We start from the raw sequence: 14,973 nt of genomic DNA on the forward strand, positions 1-14,973 counted from the left end.
CTCTCACGGAACGTAAACTTGGCCCGTGCTAGAGCCCAAGTTCGAGATTCAGATGCTGCACGACAGGGTCATGATCAAGCTGGACCAGGCGTCCGAGGAGCGGCGGAGCGGATCCGGGATCGTCATTCCCGCCACGGTCAAGCTCGCCAACCGGCTGGCCTGGGGCGAGGTCCGCGGCGTCGGGTCCAACGTGCGCTCGGTCAAGGTCGGCGACAAGGTGCTGCTCAACCCCGAGGAGCAGTTCGAGGTGGAGCTGCACGCGCAGGTCTACCTCGTGATGCGCGAGCGCGACCTGCACGCGGTGGCCACGCAGGAGACCGACCACGGCACCGGCCTCTACCTGTGACGTTCAGGACCCGTGTCGTTCAGGACCTGATGTTCAGGACCTGATGTTCAGGACCTGATGTTCAGGAGCGTGTGAAGCCCAGCCAGAGGTTCGCCGTCCACGTCCGGCGCGGGATCGGGGCGAGCACCCGCGTGACCTTGCCGTCCAGGCCGAGCACCGCCAGCCGGTAGTCGCTCCGGTCGGTCACGACCGCGATGACGTGGTTCTCGTCCCACCAGCCGAACAACGCCACCGGCTGCGCGGCGACCCGCCGCGCGATCCGGCCGGTGGCCGGGTCCGCCAGGCACAGCCCTTCCCTGAAGCGCGCGGGGCACCACACGGCCAGCCGCCTGCCCGACGGCGAGTAGGAGTCCTCCGGGCCGGTCGGCAGGCCGATCGCGGGATGGGTGCCGACGACCGCGCCGTCGGTGACGCGGTGGATGCGCAGGCCGCCGTTGTGGCGCGCGACCAGCTTGCCATCCGGGCTCCACCAGAAGGTCGCCCGGCGGTCGAGGCCGGACAGCCGCACGGTGCGGGCGGTGCCCGCCGCCACGTTCACCACGGTGAATCCGGTCGCCTGCCACCGGCCGGAGACCTTCCGCTCGACGGTCAGCACGACCTGCCCGCTGTCGCGGGTCCAGGAGACGTAGGAGGCGGTCAGCGGCTTGGCCACGGTGCGGACCCGCCGGGTCGCGCCGGTGGCCCGGTCGGTGAGCAGGAGCGCGTCGTAGCCGGCCCGATAGCTGCCGGGCACTCCGGCGACCGTGCGCCCGTCGGGTGAGACCGCGGCCTCGGCCAGGGCGGGCTGCCGGGTGAACGTGGCTCCGGTCCTGGCCCGCAGGTAGGTGCTCCTCGTGCCGAGTCCGTACGCGCTGAGCCGTACGGGATCACCGGTCTTCTCGGTGTAGCTCACCCCCACGCCGGGGAGCGGCACCGGGGCGGCCGGGGCGAGCAGCGTCAGGGACAGCGCGATGGCGATTTGGGCGAGCACGCCCGCAGAATAGGCGCGGGCACCGGCGAAGGCCGCCGGTCATAGTGATCAGGTATGGGTGATGAACGTGTTGGCCAGCATCACCAGGTCGATCCCGACCGTCTTGCAGCCCAGGTAGACGATCGTGGTCGCCGCCGCGGCCGTGATGACCAGCACGATGACGCGGACCGTCCAGCCCTGCTTCTTGTACCACTCGGTCCAGGCGTGCAGCACCCGCTTGCCGAACTCGAGCAACCGGCGCGCCCAGTGGAACTCCGTGGCCAGCACCGCCAGGCCGGCGAACACGACCAGCCAGCCGGGGCCGGGGAAGGGCACCATGATGAGCCCCCCGACCACCATGACACCGCCGATCACGCCGATTATGATCTTGAGTGTGAGTGCGCCCGTGCGGTTGGACCTGATGCCGTCCAGCCAGCCGTGCAGCCCGTGACGACGTGCGGGCATGGCGGAGCGGCGTGCGGCCTCGTCCTTGACCACATCGGAGTCCCCGGTGTCGGAGTCATGGATCGGCACTGTCCCCCCGGACGGTCGGTGTGTCCCCAGGATACGACGAGCCGGACAACAGTCAGTCGCAACCCAGGGCAATGACTCGAAAACCAGTCAATAGTAAAATATCCGCCCCGAACCACTGGCTTCCGGCAATCGTCAGTTAATGTCTGATATGCCCGAGGTCATGCTACGCACCGTCACCGGCCCCATCCGCGCGGCCGCCATCACCGGTGCCGTTCTTCCCCATGAGCACCTGCGCGACGACATGCGGTGGGCGGTCGGCATCGACTCCGACCCGTACCGGTGGCTCGACGAGGAGCACACCGTCATCGCGGAGCTGCGGGACCTGCGCCAGTCCGACCAGCTCAACCTGATCGTCGACCTGACCTGCATCGGCATGGGCCGGGACCCCGACACCCTGGCCCGCATCGCGGCCAGCAGCCGGGTGCCGGTCATCGCCGCGACCGGTCTGTTCGCCGAGCCGTTCACGCGGACCGGCCACACCGACGTGGAGACGCTCACCGGGCGGTTGCTGACCGACATCCTCGACGGCATCGACGGCACCGGGGTGTTCCCCGGCGTGATCGGCGAGGTCGGCTGCTGGGGCGCCCGCGCCACCCCCGCCGAGGAGAACGCCCTGATCGCCGCCGCCCGCGCCTCCCTCGCCACCCGGCTGCCGGTCGCCACCCACGGCCAGGACAGCCTGGGCCTGCTGGAGATCCTGCTCGCCCAGGGCCTGCCCGCCTCGCGCGTCAGCGTCCGCCACACCGGCCCCGACCTGCCCGCGGCCCGCAAGATCGCCGAGTCGGGCGCCTACGTGAGCCTGACCACCCTCGGCGCCGGCCCCGACGAGGCCGCCCGGATCGCGCTCGGCCTCATCGAGGACGGGCACACCGAGCGCCTGCTGGTCGGCACCGGGCTCAGCCGGGTTGCGCAGACCCAGAAGTACGGCGGGCCGGGGTACGCGCAGCTCTTCCACGCGCTGCTGCCGCGCCTGCGGGAGGTCGGCGTCGACGAGGACACCATCCGCGTCGTCACCCGCGACAACCCGCTGCGCTGGCTCACCGGCGTCTCCGTCTGATCGAGCCCCGGCCTCCGTCCCCACTGTTGAGGATCGAGCCCCAGCTCCGTCCCCATGGCCAAGGGGTGCCCCTTCAGGAGCTGGGTTCCTGTTCGTGCCCGAACCTGGGTTCCCGTTCGTGCCCGAACCTGGGTTCCCGTTCGTGCCCGAACCTGGGTTCCCGTTCGTGCCCAAACCTGGGTTCCTGTTGGGCCCGCGGAGGCGGGTGGGCGTTCCGGCCGACCGCGATTGCCCGGGGTCTGGTGATGTTCGCCTTCGGCGTTGTTTCGGGCGCGGGGGTACCTGGCACGGTCTTAAGTCGGCCGGAACGCCCACCCGCCTCCGCTTCACGGTGTCCGGCCTGTGCTGCTTGGTCGCCGTAGTGCTGGCTGGGGTCCTTCTTTTGTCTTCTCGCCGATGCTGAAGCGCCCGTTTCCGTCTTCGAGGGGCTGGTCGCCGTAGCTGAAGCTTTCACTTGCCGGCACAGTGCGGGTTGCCCTGCTCATCCCCGTGTGGTGCGCGGCGCGTGGAGGCGAGCGGGCACACTGATCGCATGAGCGCTGTCTGGGTGATCAGCGGGCCGCCGGGGGCGGGCAAGTCCACGGTCGCGGCCGCGCTGCTCACCCGCCTCCTGCCGGTGCCCGCCCTGCTCGACAAGGACACCGTGTACGGCGACTTCGTGGCGGCGGTGCTGCGGGGCCACGGCCGCCCGCCCGGCGAGCGCGAGGGGCCGTGGTACGACGAGCACGTCAAGCGGTACGAGTACGCCGGGCTCACCCGGACCGCCAGGCAGATCCGGCAGCACGGCTGCCCGGTCATGCTGGACGGCCCGTTCACCGGCCAGGTCCACTCGGTGGACGCCTGGCGGCGGTGGGTCGAGGAACTGGGCGGCGCGCCGGTTCACCTGGTGTGGGTCCGTTCCGACGGCCCGACGCTGCGCGAGCGGCTGATCGCCAGGGGGTTCGAGCGTGACACGGGCAAACTGGCGGCGTTCGGGGAGTTCCTGAAGGCGATCCGGGTGGACGAGCCGCCGGCCGTACCCCATCTGGAGATCGACGGGCGGCGCGGGGCGGCGCCGCTGGACGAGCAGCTCACGGCGGCGGGGCTGACCTAACCCACCCGGTATCTCTCGTCGCGCACGTCGAGGATCGCCATGTGACCCGGCAGGTGGCCGATCGCGTAGTCGACGCCGCTCGCCATGATCACGGCCTGCGGCGTCACCCCGCACGCCCAGAACAGCGGCACCTCCCCCGGCCGCACCTCGACGGGGTCGCCGAAGTCGGGCCGGGCCAGGTCGGCGATGCCGAGCGCGGCCGGGTCGCCGATGTGCACGGGCGCGCCGTGCACCAGCGGGTAGCGGCCGCTGACCTCGATCGCGGTCTCGACCAGCGTCTCGGGGACCGGCCGCATCGACACGACGAGCGGCCCCGACAGGGTCGTGGTCGGCTCGCACGGGACGTTCGTCCGGTACATCGGCACGTTCGTCCCCAGCTCCAGATGACGGACCGGCACGCCCGCGTCGAGCAGCGCCCGCTCGAAGGTGAAGCTGCAGCCGATGAGGAACGGCACCAGGTCCTCGCGCCACTCCTCCACCACGTCGCCGAGGTCGGCGACCGGCCGCCCGTCACGGTAGAGCCGGTAACCGGGCAGGTCGGTGCGCAGGTCGCCGGTGAACAGGCCGGTGCTCCACGCCCCCGGCTCGCCCACGTCGAGCAGCGGGCAGGCGCGTGCGTTGCGGTGGGCGAACAGCAGCAGCTCGTAGCCGAGCTGTCTGGGCACGGCGATCAGGTTGGCCTGTGTCCAGCCCCTGCACCAGCCCGCGGTCGGCACTCTCTCACCCTCACGGAAGCGCCTGCGCGCCTGCGCGGGGGTCAGGTCTGCGACATCCACCCTTCGACAGTACGTCAGGACTGAAATCGCGCCAGGCGCGAGAGGTCACCGTGAGGGCGACTTACCTGGTGGGTCGCGTCTCCCTCGGCACGCCGGTCGCCGAACGGGTCGAACTCGCCTCTGGAAAATCGAAGAGAAAACACTCGGCTCGAATTGGAGCATGCTCGAAGTGTGACTTCCGTTGGGAACTCTTGCGCCCTGGCACATCGTTGATTCCAGCAGGACGGGGATGGGGGCCGAGATGGGCCGCAGGAAGCGCAGACGGAGACCTTTCCATCAGCCTGGAATACCAGATGATTCCGCACCGGTCGATTCTCCTTCTTATGCCCGGTTGTCGGCGTGGGATCGGCTGTCCTCCTTTCACGGCGAGGCCGCGATCCTGATGATGCTGGCGGCTGTCGTCATCACGATCGCGACGATAGATGACGTCAGGCGAGTCGCACGATTACAGGCACACGGCATTCCGGCTACGGCGACGGTCACCGACGTGCATCGTTCTAGACGTGGAAGCCCGTATGAAGCCGAAGTCACCTTCACCACGCGCGACGGCATCAGGATCGATACGAGGGTCGGTGCTCACCGTTGGGACGGCCCCCCAGTGATAGGGGATTCTCGGCCGGTGCTCTACGGTCCAACCGACCCGGAGGGCGAAGTGCTGGACAGGCGCGTGAAGTTCGTCCATGCCACGCATTGGCTAGGAGCCGCCGCGATCCTTCTGCTCGTTCCTCTGGCGATTGCCATGTGGCGCCAAGGTCCCCGATTGTTTCGCTGGTCCGGATGAAATCGTGAGGACGTAGGCACACGTCTCTTCTCAAGGAAGCGACGTCACGCGCGAACGCCCACACCGGGCCAGGTTCAGCCGGATCTGACGGGCTCCACCGGCTTGGCGGCCCGCTCGTCGTAGGCCCGCCTGGCGGCGATCACCTCGTCGGCGTGCTCGCCCGACCATCCGGCGATCACGCCGAGCATGACGGTGGCGCTCCTGCCCAGGTCCGTGAGCTCGTAGTCGACCCGGGGCGGGATCGTCGGGTAGACGGTGCGGGTCGCCAGCCCGTCGCGTTCGAGCGCGCGGAGGGTCTGCGACAGCATCTTCTGGGTGATGCCGTCGAGCATCCTGCGCAGTTCGTTGAACCGGCGGGGGCCGCCGAGCAGCGCGCCGATGGCCAGCCCGGTCCACTTGTTGGTGAAGATGTCGAACACGATGCGGGGCTTGCACGCCTCGAAGAACGCGTTGGCCCCGCCGTACTGCCGGAGATCCGGGAAGTTGGTATCCATCAGGTACCTGAGTACCAGAAAGGTGCCTTCTTTCCAAGCGATACCAGCCCCCGCCAGCATTGCGACATCCAACGAAACAAGGAGATGTCGTATGCGTGCGATCATTCAGCAGGCCTTCGGCGAGCCCGACGTGCTTGAGCTCGCGGAGGTCGAACGGCCCACACCCCAGAGGCATGAGGTGCTGGTCCGGGTGCGGGCCGCGGGCGTCAACCCGCCTGACTGGCGGATCCGGCGCACGCCCTTCCCGCCCCACTACACCGAGCCCCCGCTGATCCTCGGCTGGGACGTGTCCGGGGTGGTGGAGGAGGCCGGGCAGCACGTCGGCCGGTTCAGGCCGGGTGACGAGGTGTTCGGCATGCTGAACTTCCCGGACCCGGCCGGGGCCTACGCCGAGTACGTCGTGGCCCGGCCGCGCCAGCTGGCCCGCAAGCCGGCCGGCGTCGATCACGTTCAGGCCGCGGCGCTGCCGATGTCGGCGCTGAGCGCGTGGCAGGCGTTCGAGGACATCGCCGAGGTCCTGCCGGGGCACCGGGTGCTCGTCCACGGCGCGGCGGGCGGCGTCGGGCACCTGGCCGTCCAGCTCGCGAAGCTGCGCGGTGCCTACGTGATCGGCACCGCCAGGGCGTCCAAGCACGACTTCGTACGGAGCCTGGGCGCGGACGAGATGATCGACTACACCAGCGTGGACTTCGCGGAGGTGGTCTCGGACGTCGACGTCGTGCTCGACATGGTGGGCCGGGACTACCCCCACAGGTCGCTGAGGGTGCTGCGTCCCGGCGGCGCCTTCATCGGGGGCGCGGGCATGTACGCCGAGGCCGTCGAGGAATACCAGCGATCGGGCCTCCGGTGGGGCCACTTCGCCGTCGAACCGGACCACGCCGCGCTGGAGCAGGTGGCCTCGCTCGTCGCCTCCGGGAAGCTGGCCGCCCACGTGGACCGGGTCTTCCCGCTGGCCGACGCGGCCAAGGCGCATGTGCTGATGGAGAGCGGCGACTTCGTGGGCAAGCTGGTGCTGGAGGTCTGACGTCCCGCCGTCAGTACTCGACCTCGAACGTGTGCGGCCCGAGCGTGAACCCGTCTCCCTTGGGCAGCACATGGCCCTGGTCGGTCAGCGTGGCCAGGCTCCGCCGTACCTCGTCCTCGGTCAGGCCGGTCGAGTGGACCAGCTCGCCGAGCCCGGCGCCGCGACCTTCCACGGCCAGCGAGGCGAGCGCCTCGTACACATGGATGTCCACGTCGGACAGTGCCTGCACATCGTGCACCTCATGGTGGTCGGTCATCACCGCTGCCTCGCTCCCTCCCTGAGCCTGCCGGGATCCACGTCACGCTCAGGGTTGCGGCGCAGATATTCGCCTTCGAGCTCGTTCGTCCGCAAGGTGTGCGTCGCGAGCGCGTCGTCGGAGCCGTGCAGCAGGGTGTCGGTACGCGTCATATGGAGTTGCCGCAGCTCGCGCATGAGGTCGTCGTCAGGGAGTTCCCTGGGGTCGATGCCCATCGTCGTCATGAGGTAGCCCCTACCCCAGAAGACCCTCGACAATATCTGTCATATTTCCTGACATAAGACCATTGTCGAGTGGAGATGGCCGCCTTACCTTCCCGTTATGGACCTCGAGCTCAGGCACCTCAGGATCGTCCGCGCGGTCGCGGACGCGGGAAGTGTGAGCAAGGCCGCGTCCCTCCTCGGGTTGGCCCAGCCGGCCCTGACCGCACAGCTCAAGCGCATCGAGAGGGTGCTCGGCGGCGCCCTGTTCGAACGCGATCGGCACGGCGCCAGACCGACCCGGCTCGGCGAACTGGTGCTCGCCAGGGCCCGGGTGCTCCTGCCCGCGGCCCAGGAACTCCAGAACGAGGCCGTACGCTTCGCCCACTCCCCCACCCCCGGCTTCCGCATCGGCGCCACCAACGGCCCGATCCTCGGCGGCCTCGTCCACCGGCTCGCCGCCGAGCGGCCGGTCACCACCTACACGAGCTGGTCCTCCCACGAGCTCACCGCCATGGCCGAGCTGGGCCGCCTCGACTACGTGCTGACCGACGCCTGCGGCGACAGCGGCCTCCCCACCGGCACGCTGCTGTGGGAGACGATCAGCCTCGACCCCGTCTTCGCCCTCGTCGGCGAGACCCACCCGGGCGCCAAGGAGAAGGAGCTGGAGCTGGCCGACCTGGCCGACGAGCAGTGGGCGGTCACACCGGCCGACGGCTGCTTCACCGACTGCTTCGCGATGGCCTGCGCACGGGCCGGCTTCACCCCCGGAACGATCTACGAGACGGACGTCGCGACCTGCGGGCACCTCGCCCAGGTCGGCCGCGCCGTGGTGCTCTGCCAGGCCACCCACCAGCCCGCGCCGGGGCTGGTGATGGTGCCGTTCGCGGGCGCGCCGCTGCGCTGGCGGCACCTGCTCGGCCGGCACCCGTCCACCCCCGACGGCCCCTGGGTCGTCTCCCAGGCCAAACGAGCCCACGCCGAGTCCGTACGGCGAAGCCCCGTCTACCGGGACTGGCTGGTGCGCAATCCCGGCTTCGGCACCACCACCCCATAGCACCGCGATAGGGGCGAAGTGGTATCTCCTCGCGCCCCCTGGCCGCCGTTACGTTGACGGCACCCCCAGCCACAAGGAGACAGGGATGCTCCGAACCCCAGCGCTGATCGCCATCGCGATCGGCGCGTTAGTCATGACGCCCACCCCCGCCGTCGCCGCCAAGCCGCCGTCAGGGATGATCGACTCCCTCCAGCGTGACCTCGGCATCAGCAAGGAACAGGCCGTCAACCGCCTCGCCAACGAGGCCCGTGGCAACAACGCCGCCCCCGGCCTGCGCAAGCAGCTCGGCGACCGCTACGCCGGCGCCTGGTACGAAGGCCCGGAGAGCGTGTTCGTCGTGGCCACCGTCGACGCCACCGACAAGGCCGCCATCACCCGCTCGGGCGCCCAGGCCAGGGTCCTCGCCCGTACGATGGCGCAGCTCACCGCCGTCAAGGACGGCCTGGACCGCGCGGCGGCCCCCTCCTCGGTGCACGCCTGGTCCATCTCACCCCAGGACAACGCCGTCATCGCCTGGGCCGCCGATCTCGAAGCCGCCCGCACATGGGTCGAGGCCAGCGGCGTGGACGCCGCGGCCGTGAAGGTCGAGCAGTCGGCAGAGCGGCCACGCCTCTTCTACGACATCCGCGGCGGCGACGCCTACTACAACTCGGCGCTCGGCTACCGCTGCTCCGTCGGCTTCGCCGCCAGGCGCGGCACCCAGCTCGGCTACACCAGCGCCGGCCACTGCGGCAACGTCGGCAACGCCACGACGGGCTACAACCAGGTCGCGCAAGGGTCGTTCCAGATCTCGTCGTTCCCCGGCAACGACTACTCCTGGATCTCGACCAACGCCAACTGGACCGCCCCCGGCGTGGTGAACGCCTACGGCTCGGGCATCCTGCCGGTCCGTGGCTCCGCCGTCACCCAGCCCGGCGGCTCCATCTGCCGCTCCGGCTCCACCACCCAGTGGCACTGCGGCACCGTCCAGGCGCTCAACTCCACCGTCAACTACCCCGAAGGCACCGTCTCCGGCCTCACCCGGACCAACGTGTGCGCCGAGGGCGGCGACTCCGGCGGCTCGTTCATCTCCGGCGACCAGGCCCAGGGCATGACCTCCGGCGGCTCCGGCAACTGCACCAGCGGCGGCACCACGTACTTCCAGCCGGTGGGCGAGATCCTCTCCGCGGGTGGCCTCACCCTGGTCACCAGCGGCGGCCAGGAGCCCCCGACCGGCTGCCAGGGCTACAGCTCCACCTACAGCGGCTCGCTGACCTCCGGCCAGAGCGTCTACCAGCCGAACGGCTCCTACTACCAGTCCACGACCTCCGGCACGCACGCCGGCTGCCTGGACGGCCCCAACGGCACCGACTTCGACCTGTACCTGCAGAAGTGGAACGGCTCCTCCTGGTCGGTCGTCGCGCAGGGCATCACCGCCAACCCCGACGAGACGATCAGCTACAGCGGGACCGCGGGCTACTACCGCTACCGCGTCCACGCCTACAGCGGCTCCGGCTCCTACACCCTGGGCGTCAACCGCCCGTGACCGTGCTCTGACCACCTTCGACGGCGGCCGGGAGGCGGGAGTCCACCCCCGCCTCCCGGCCGCGCCACGCTTTCCCTGGCCTCGCGGCTCTCCGCTCTCCTCTTCGGCCTCGTCAAGCCAGGATGTACTCCCAGCCGGGCCGCCAGTCGAAAGGCGCGTCGACCTGATCCTCCAGCGGCACTCCTTCGAGCAGGTTGCGCAGTGCCCACCGGTTGGCCGAGTGCGCGATGACCAGCACCGTGCACTCCTGCCATTCCTTCATCACGTCCTCCAGGAACGCCGCCGTCTCGGCCACGACGTGCCGGTAGCTCTGCCCGCCCGGCCAGGGCGTGTCGATGTGCCTGGCGCGCAACATCGCCACCTCGCTCACCGGACGGCCGTTGTAGATGCCGTAGTCGCACTCCCTGAGGCGCTGGTCGAGCCTGATCTCCTTGCTGTCGCCGAAGGCGATCTCCGCGGTCTCCACGGCCCGGCGCAGATCGGAGGCGTAGACGACGTCCACGTCGCGCCGCCGCGCCCCCAACTCGGCCGCCAGCCCCCGGCCCGCCCTGGACAGTTCGCCGGGCAGCCATCCCGTGGCGATGCCGGTCTCGTTGTCCACGGTGATGGAATGCGTTTCGTAGATCAGTCTCACGGACATCCCCCGACGCTACCCAGCCGCTCACGGCGTACGCGCAGAGCGTACGACCCGAACGCTCGATCTACTCGCCCGGGCATGGAATGATGTGCGGGCGCCTTCCACGCGGCTGGCGGCGAGCGGGGGTCCCATGCTTTAGCCTTTAGCGTGCGCGGAAGCGCGCGGGTGATCCCGGCGCGCGGGGGACAACTGAATCCAGGGGCGGTAGCTCAGCCGGTCAGAGCATCGGACTCATAATCCGTGGGTCGTGGGTTCAAGTCCCACCCGCCCTACTTCTGAATCCCCAGGTCATCCATGGTGTCACTTGATCCGTGTGAAGCCTCGGGGCGGGCAGGAGCCGCTTGGGAGACCGAGGGGAGACCGCCAGTCGCGGACACCTCCTCCGCAACCGCTCTGCGAGGCACCAGAGCCGCACTAGCCTCCGCGGCCGCGTGCGCTATTTCCGGGAGCACTGACGTGTAGATATCGGAAGTGATCGACTGACTGGAGTGGCGCAGCATCGACGACGTCGTCTTCATGTCGTTTCCCGCCGCCAGCGACAGCGTGGCCGCTCCATGCCGTAGGTCGTGCAGCCGAATGGGGGGTAGCCCGGCCGCGAACGCCAGCCGCTCGAAATGCTCACTGACCCAATCCGGCTTCAGCTCCGAGCCGTCTTCCCAGGTGAACATCCGCCCGGTGTCGATCCAGGACGCCCCGAACGCCGCCCTCTCTTGAAGCTGACGTTCACGGTGCGCGAGCAGGATCCTCAGCGTGCCCCGGTCAAGAGCGATGATCGCATCAGACGCCTCCGTTTTCGGCGCGCCCTCCCGCACCTTCTTACCGACATTCGTCAACTGCGTGGACACCGCCAGAGTGCCCTCGTCCAGCTCACAATCGACCCATCGTGCGCCGCACGCCTCGCCGCGGCGTAGGCCTCGGAAAGCGATCAAGTGGTAGAGCGCGTACAGCCGGTCGGTAGTTGCGTGGTCCAGAAAAGCGCCCAGCTGAGCGGGCGTCCAAACCATCACAGGGGAAGGGCGCGGCGTCGCCAGCCAGATCTTGAACCTCTCCAGCCGCTTCTTCGGCCGGAACTTCGCCGCACGCTCTGTTGCCAGCCGCTCCTCGTAGCCCGCGTCGAACGCCTTCACCCGGGCACCTGTCCATATCACCCCTTTCGCCTTCCTGCCAGGGTCCAGCTTCACGAGCGCCGCGGCGTTGAAGGAGACAACGTGCTCTCGCTCAGCCGACGCGAGCACCGTCCGGATCGTCGCGCGAACCCGCTGCTTGGTCACCGGTCCGGTGATCCGTTTTCCGCGTACCGAAGCGCGCACCGCTGGATCGTCGGACGTTCGAGCAGCCAACAACGCGGTGTTCTTCTCGTCGATCCGGGTGAACACTCGCTCAACGGTCGGCACGAACACCTTGTCCATCCGCACCTTTTCAAGCACCTCTCGGATATGCGTCTCGTAGTGAGAGACATAGCCGAGCAGGGTGCTCTCACGGATGTCTTTCAGGCGCTCTCGCCGTTCCTTCCACTGCTGCCAGTACTCACCGAAGGTCATCGCCTGTAGTGGCTGGCCTGTCCGGTACTTGCGATGCAGTTCCTCATGCGCTGGTAGCGGTGTGTGCTTCTGGTGCGCCTCCTTGATCACCTCCAGGATCTCCATCCGCGCCTCGTGCCCCTCCGGTCCCGGGTCCGGGATGTCGAGCAAGCGCCCCGCCTGCTGATAGAAGGCGGACAACTCGGTCTCACTCCTGAAACCGCCCAGCCTCAGGTAAACGCGCTTGCCATCAGGCCCGGCCGGCAGCTCTTCCTTGCCGTGCCAGGTGCCGTGATGGGGATTCCACGTGCCGCCCTTCCGGCGCAGTTTCGGGCACTTGGCGCCGAGCTCACGGCCGTTCTCTCGGCACTTACATCGTTTGTATCCGTTACCAGTCAACGTATGGCTCACCTCATTCCGGTTTCGCGGTGCATGCCTGCGACCTTCCTGGCTTCCTGGTAGTCCTCGATGCTCACTCCCAGCTCGGCGGCCCGTTCCTGGAGTGGCTGCCGGGGGTCGCGGCCGCGCTCGTGCAGGGCTATCCGGGCGGCCAGGTTCTCCAGATGATCCAGGCGATCCTCCGGCTCCCGGTCACTGATCTGCTGAAGTCTGCGGTCGATCTCCTCCACCACCGCGTCGGTGGGGTGGGCGGTGCCGCGATCGTAGGCGTCGATGACACCGATGGCGGCCTCATGCATCCCAGCTCGCACCAGCACCTCGGCGACGTGGTAGATGAGGTCCGGCACCACCCGTACCGGAGCGCCCGGGATCTTCGTGGCGAACAGTTCGCGCAGGCGGACAAGGTCGGCCACGACGCTGTGGCGCCAGCGGGAATCTTCTCCCGGCGGGGTCAGATCGCGGCCCTCACCCATGGCCCGCAAGATCCGCTGCAGCGTGTCGTACCCGACCGTCGCCTCCCGCCAGGAGTCGGCATCCATCCAGAAGGAGATCGCCTGTCCGGCAGTGGCGGCGTCGACCTTCCTCTGCGCCAGGAAACCTTCGTATGCCGTCCTGCTCTTCTCCCGGCCGAAGCGGTGGCGCAGGCGGGCCCAGGCGAGGAGGAAGTGAGCGTACTGATCTTTGGCGTTCCTGCCTTCATGGGTGACCGTTCGAGTCAGGTCGTGCAGGTCCCGGCCTTCGGCGTCGTCCAGGGGGAGCGGGAGTTCTTCGAGGGCGATGCCGAATACGCGGGCCAGGGTGATGGCCTCGTCCACGCTGATGGCACGGCGGCTGCCGTCGGGCTTGGGGTTGACGATCTTGGAGATGGCGGACTGGTGCGTCGGACACCCTGCGTTGGTGAGTTCCTGGGCCATGCGTTCCTGTGACCAGCCGCGTCGGCGCATCTCCCAGGCGATCCGCAGGGCGACGTTCTCCTCGCTGAGACCGCGAGCACCCAGGCTGCCGTGGTCGGGTTGGTGTCGCTTCTCGGCCGCCGACATTGCGTCACTCCTTGACATCGCCCACTTCATCCCGACGGGATGGAACACTGCCAATTCTAGGGTTGATGATCTGTCATCGTCCATGCCATCCTGATCGCGAGCGAAATCTAATCCCATTTGTGATGAACCGCTCGGCGCCCTCGACATGGTCCGGGCGGACCCCCTCAGAAAGGCACGCCCTCATGGCCCAAGCCCTGACCACCGCGGAACTGCTCGCCCTGCCCGTCACCGTTGATCTCGTCACCGCCGCACGAGCATTCGGCATCGGCAGGACCAAAGCCCACGAACTCGCCCGCAGCGGCCAGTTCCCCTGCCCCGTCCTCAGAGTCGGCCACACCTACCGCGTCGGCCGCGCCGCCCTTCTGCGCTGTCTCGACATCGACGACCCCGCGCTTACGCCCGCGCCGACCGCCCAGGCCACCGACCTCGCGTCCTGACAGGTCACCTGATGACCACCCCGTTCGCCCTGATCCTGCAAGCGCTCTACGCCAGGACCGGCCACGCCCCGCGCGGCACCGCCACTCAAAAGAGCGCCATCTGTCCCGCGCACGACGACCGGCACCCATCGCTGTCGGTCGGCGTCACCAGCACGGGCGTCGTCATGATCACCTGCCACGGCGGGCCCCGATGCCCTACCGAGGATGTCATGCAAGCTCTCGGGCTCCCCATGTCCGCCCTCTGGCCCGGCTCTCCGCACACCCCGCCGTCCCAGCGGCACCGCCCAGATCACTGGATGCCCTGCGGCCACCATCGGGTGGCCGACTACCTCTACCGGGACGAGCAGGGCACCATCCTGTACGGCGTCGCCCGATGCGACCGCAAAGGCAACGGCTGCCAGGGCTTCCGCCAGTGGAGGCCCGACCTCAGCAAGCGCACCGGCCGACGCTGGAGCTTATACGGCCAGGACGGCACGATGGCCGTACGCCTGGTCCCCTACCACCTGCCCGAAGTCATCACCGCAGTCCGCGAATCCCGGGTCGTGATGATTACCGAAGGCGAGAAGGACGTCGAAGCCCTCCGCGCCCACCCCGGCATCACCGCCACCTGCAACGCCATGGGCGCCGGAAAGTGGCAACCGGACTTCGCGCGCTACTTCCACGGGGCCGACATCTCCATCGTCGCCGACCGTGACCAGGCCGGCCGCGACCACGCCAAGGCGATCGTGGCGAACCTCATGCCCGTGGGGTGCCCCGATCTTTCCGGACACGGACCCAAGTAGGGTTTACGTGACACCCGGAAGGCAAGGTAGTGGCGAAGAAGCCGAGGCAGTACTCTCCCGAATTGC

General features: G+C 68.9%; 18 protein-coding genes and 1 tRNA gene. 10 read left to right on the forward strand and 9 right to left on the reverse strand.

The window, feature by feature from the left end:
* The first annotated feature begins 25 nt into the window (after positions 1-25).
* Positions 26-346: a GroES family chaperonin gene (locus IEY82_RS21865; RefSeq protein WP_189126039.1), complete on the forward strand. Its 321-nt coding sequence runs from the start codon at positions 26-28 to the stop codon at positions 344-346.
* A gap of 61 nt (positions 347-407) precedes the next feature.
* Here IEY82_RS21865 and IEY82_RS21870 read toward each other — a convergent pair whose 3' ends face one another.
* Positions 408-1,316 (reverse strand): TolB-like translocation protein, encoded by a 909-nt coding sequence (locus IEY82_RS21870; RefSeq protein WP_189126040.1) that lies wholly within the window; start codon positions 1,314-1,316, stop codon positions 408-410.
* Positions 1,317-1,364: 48 nt separating this feature from the next.
* Positions 1,365-1,829 (reverse strand): TIGR02611 family protein, encoded by a 465-nt coding sequence (locus tag IEY82_RS21875; RefSeq protein ID WP_189126041.1) that lies wholly within the window; start codon positions 1,827-1,829, stop codon positions 1,365-1,367.
* 139 nt (positions 1,830-1,968) lie between these two features.
* On the opposite strand from IEY82_RS21875, the gene IEY82_RS21880 reads away from it, so the two are divergent.
* Both IEY82_RS21880 and IEY82_RS21885 read left to right on the forward strand, forming a co-directional pair.
* Positions 1,969-2,886 (forward strand): phosphotriesterase family protein, encoded by a 918-nt coding sequence (locus IEY82_RS21880; protein ID WP_308015997.1) that lies wholly within the window; start codon positions 1,969-1,971, stop codon positions 2,884-2,886.
* Between the two features lie 532 nt (positions 2,887-3,418).
* Complete coding sequence (locus tag IEY82_RS21885; protein ID WP_189126042.1) at positions 3,419-3,979, forward strand: P-loop nucleotide/nucleoside kinase family protein; 561 nt, start codon at positions 3,419-3,421, stop codon at positions 3,977-3,979.
* On the opposite strand, the gene IEY82_RS21890 is transcribed toward IEY82_RS21885, so the two are convergent.
* On the reverse strand, positions 3,976-4,755 hold the full coding sequence (locus IEY82_RS21890; RefSeq protein WP_225263542.1) for a putative hydro-lyase: 780 nt from the start codon (positions 4,753-4,755) through the stop codon (positions 3,976-3,978). The genes IEY82_RS21885 and IEY82_RS21890 overlap by 4 nt on opposite strands.
* A gap of 331 nt (positions 4,756-5,086) precedes the next feature.
* Here IEY82_RS21890 and IEY82_RS21895 point away from each other — a divergent pair, with 331 nt between their 5' ends.
* Positions 5,087-5,536, forward strand: a complete 450-nt coding sequence (locus tag IEY82_RS21895; protein WP_189126043.1) for a DUF3592 domain-containing protein — start codon at positions 5,087-5,089, stop codon at positions 5,534-5,536.
* Positions 5,537-5,610: 74 nt separating this feature from the next.
* On the opposite strand, the gene IEY82_RS21900 is transcribed toward IEY82_RS21895, so the two are convergent.
* Positions 5,611-6,030, reverse strand: coding sequence for a winged helix-turn-helix transcriptional regulator (locus IEY82_RS21900; protein ID WP_189126044.1), 420 nt, complete (start codon positions 6,028-6,030; stop codon positions 5,611-5,613).
* Between the two features lie 91 nt (positions 6,031-6,121).
* Between IEY82_RS21900 and IEY82_RS21905 the strand changes: the two genes are divergently transcribed.
* Positions 6,122-7,054: an NADP-dependent oxidoreductase gene (locus IEY82_RS21905; protein ID WP_189126045.1), complete on the forward strand. Its 933-nt coding sequence runs from the start codon at positions 6,122-6,124 to the stop codon at positions 7,052-7,054.
* A 10-nt stretch (positions 7,055-7,064) separates the two neighbouring features.
* On the opposite strand, the gene IEY82_RS21910 is transcribed toward IEY82_RS21905, so the two are convergent.
* Together IEY82_RS21910 and IEY82_RS21915 are read right to left on the reverse strand one after the other, a co-directional pair.
* Complete coding sequence (locus IEY82_RS21910; RefSeq protein WP_189126046.1) at positions 7,065-7,310, reverse strand: IclR family transcriptional regulator; 246 nt, start codon at positions 7,308-7,310, stop codon at positions 7,065-7,067.
* Positions 7,310-7,534: a DUF6158 family protein gene (locus tag IEY82_RS21915; RefSeq protein ID WP_189126047.1), complete on the reverse strand. Its 225-nt coding sequence runs from the start codon at positions 7,532-7,534 to the stop codon at positions 7,310-7,312. Before IEY82_RS21915 ends, IEY82_RS21910 begins: the two co-directional genes overlap by 1 nt.
* Before the next feature lie 97 nt (positions 7,535-7,631).
* Between IEY82_RS21915 and IEY82_RS21920 the strand changes: the two genes are divergently transcribed.
* The gene (locus IEY82_RS21920) at positions 7,632-8,567 is read left to right on the forward strand and encodes a LysR family transcriptional regulator (protein ID WP_189126048.1); all 936 of its coding nucleotides are present in this window, start codon (positions 7,632-7,634) and stop codon (positions 8,565-8,567) included.
* An 85-nt stretch (positions 8,568-8,652) separates the two neighbouring features.
* Positions 8,653-10,092 (forward strand): S1 family peptidase, encoded by a 1,440-nt coding sequence (locus IEY82_RS21925; RefSeq protein WP_225263540.1) that lies wholly within the window; start codon positions 8,653-8,655, stop codon positions 10,090-10,092.
* 112 nt (positions 10,093-10,204) lie between these two features.
* Here the strand turns inward: IEY82_RS21925 and IEY82_RS21930 are convergent, their stop codons facing one another.
* The gene (locus tag IEY82_RS21930; protein ID WP_189126049.1) at positions 10,205-10,732 is read right to left on the reverse strand and encodes a histidine phosphatase family protein; all 528 of its coding nucleotides are present in this window, start codon (positions 10,730-10,732) and stop codon (positions 10,205-10,207) included.
* Positions 10,733-10,927: 195 nt separating this feature from the next.
* On the opposite strand from IEY82_RS21930, the gene IEY82_RS21935 reads away from it, so the two are divergent.
* Positions 10,928-11,001, forward strand: a tRNA-Ile gene (locus tag IEY82_RS21935).
* On the opposite strand, the gene IEY82_RS21940 is transcribed toward IEY82_RS21935, so the two are convergent.
* Both IEY82_RS21940 and IEY82_RS21945 read right to left on the reverse strand, forming a co-directional pair.
* The gene (locus IEY82_RS21940) at positions 10,999-12,660 is read right to left on the reverse strand and encodes a tyrosine-type recombinase/integrase (protein ID WP_189126050.1); all 1,662 of its coding nucleotides are present in this window, start codon (positions 12,658-12,660) and stop codon (positions 10,999-11,001) included. The two genes, IEY82_RS21935 and IEY82_RS21940, sit on opposite strands and share 3 nt — an antisense overlap.
* Positions 12,657-13,772 (reverse strand): helix-turn-helix domain-containing protein, encoded by a 1,116-nt coding sequence (locus IEY82_RS21945; protein ID WP_189126051.1) that lies wholly within the window; start codon positions 13,770-13,772, stop codon positions 12,657-12,659. Before IEY82_RS21945 ends, IEY82_RS21940 begins: the two co-directional genes overlap by 4 nt.
* Before the next feature lie 98 nt (positions 13,773-13,870).
* On the opposite strand from IEY82_RS21945, the gene IEY82_RS21950 reads away from it, so the two are divergent.
* Positions 13,871-14,125 carry a helix-turn-helix domain-containing protein gene (locus IEY82_RS21950; protein ID WP_189126052.1) on the forward strand — a complete coding sequence of 85 codons (255 nt, stop codon included), beginning with the start codon at positions 13,871-13,873 and terminating at the stop codon, positions 14,123-14,125.
* A gap of 11 nt (positions 14,126-14,136) precedes the next feature.
* On the forward strand, positions 14,137-14,907 hold the full coding sequence (locus IEY82_RS21955) for a hypothetical protein (RefSeq protein ID WP_189126053.1): 771 nt from the start codon (positions 14,137-14,139) through the stop codon (positions 14,905-14,907).
* Positions 14,908-14,973: the final 66 nt, after the last annotated feature.

It is taken from the genome of Nonomuraea cavernae (assembly GCF_014646355.1).
GTDB lineage: Bacteria > Actinomycetota > Actinomycetes > Streptosporangiales > Streptosporangiaceae > Nonomuraea > Nonomuraea cavernae.

Bases quoted from the DNA above. Each gene is read 5' to 3' on its own strand.
- IEY82_RS21880 (WP_308015997.1), top strand. From the start codon at position 1,969: ATGTCTGATATGCCCGAGGTCATGCTACGCACCGTCACCGGCCCCATC.
- IEY82_RS21885 (WP_189126042.1), top strand. From the start codon at position 3,419: ATGAGCGCTGTCTGGGTGATCAGCGGGCCGCCGGGGGCGGGCAAGTCC.
- IEY82_RS21900 (WP_189126044.1), bottom strand. From the start codon at position 6,030: ATGGATACCAACTTCCCGGATCTCCGGCAGTACGGCGGGGCCAACGCG.
- IEY82_RS21905 (WP_189126045.1), top strand. From the start codon at position 6,122: ATGCGTGCGATCATTCAGCAGGCCTTCGGCGAGCCCGACGTGCTTGAG.
- IEY82_RS21910 (WP_189126046.1), bottom strand. From the start codon at position 7,310: ATGACCGACCACCATGAGGTGCACGATGTGCAGGCACTGTCCGACGTG.
- IEY82_RS21915 (WP_189126047.1), bottom strand. From the start codon at position 7,534: ATGACGACGATGGGCATCGACCCCAGGGAACTCCCTGACGACGACCTC.
- IEY82_RS21920 (WP_189126048.1), top strand. From the start codon at position 7,632: ATGGACCTCGAGCTCAGGCACCTCAGGATCGTCCGCGCGGTCGCGGAC.
- IEY82_RS21925 (WP_225263540.1), top strand. From the start codon at position 8,653: ATGCTCCGAACCCCAGCGCTGATCGCCATCGCGATCGGCGCGTTAGTC.
- IEY82_RS21930 (WP_189126049.1), bottom strand. From the start codon at position 10,732: ATGTCCGTGAGACTGATCTACGAAACGCATTCCATCACCGTGGACAAC.
- IEY82_RS21945 (WP_189126051.1), bottom strand. From the start codon at position 13,772: ATGGACGATGACAGATCATCAACCCTAGAATTGGCAGTGTTCCATCCC.
- IEY82_RS21950 (WP_189126052.1), top strand. From the start codon at position 13,871: ATGGCCCAAGCCCTGACCACCGCGGAACTGCTCGCCCTGCCCGTCACC.
- IEY82_RS21955 (WP_189126053.1), top strand. From the start codon at position 14,137: ATGACCACCCCGTTCGCCCTGATCCTGCAAGCGCTCTACGCCAGGACC.